The sequence below is a fragment of the Paraburkholderia sp. SIMBA_054 genome, assembly GCF_046534875.1.
GTDB lineage: Bacteria > Pseudomonadota > Gammaproteobacteria > Burkholderiales > Burkholderiaceae > Paraburkholderia > Paraburkholderia hospita.
Genome location: NZ_JAWRXV010000200.1, coordinates 1 through 667, shown reverse-complemented (window position 1 = coordinate 667; position 667 = coordinate 1). Strand labels below are relative to the sequence as shown.

General features: G+C 48.6%; 1 rRNA gene. It reads right to left on the bottom strand.

Annotated elements, in window-relative coordinates:
* Nucleotides 1-667: ribosomal RNA gene (locus tag SB822_RS54755) — 23S ribosomal RNA — on the bottom strand; the annotation flags it as partial.

The window sequence follows — 667 nt, the reverse complement described above, 5'->3', positions numbered from 1 at the left end:
ACCCGACAAGGAATTTCGCTACCTTAGGACCGTTATAGTTACGGCCGCCGTTTACTGGGGCTTCGGTTCAAAGCTTCGCTTGCGCTAACCTCTCCCCTTAACCTTCCAGCACCGGGCAGGTGTCAGCCCCTATACTTCGCCTTGCGGCTTCGCAGAGACCTGTGTTTTTGCTAAACAGTCGCTTGGGCCTATTCACTGCGGCTTTCCGTTAAGAAAGCACCCCTTCTCCCGAAGTTACGGGGTCATTTTGCCGAGTTCCTTAACCAGAGTTCTCTCGCACACCTTAGGATTCTCTCCTCGCCTACCTGTGTCGGTTTGCGGTACAGGCACCTTTTATCTCGCTAGAAGCTTTTCTTGGCAGCGGGGAATCAAAGACTTCGCTCCATAAGGAGCTTCCCCATCACAGCTCAGCCTTCACGATAAGCGGATTTGCCTACTTATCAGCCTAACTGCTTGGACGTGCACAACCAATCGACCTCTAACTTGTCTACGGTTATAGATTCATTTGGCTGAAAACTATTCTTGATACAAACATCGACCTCATCCCGAATAATTTGCCAATAAACTTGGGAGTAAGTCATTTTAGCAAGTTTGACATGTTCAGTACTATTGCCTTGATATCCTTCGGAATCAAATACGAATCGGGCTTGAAATTCTGGTTGGCCTG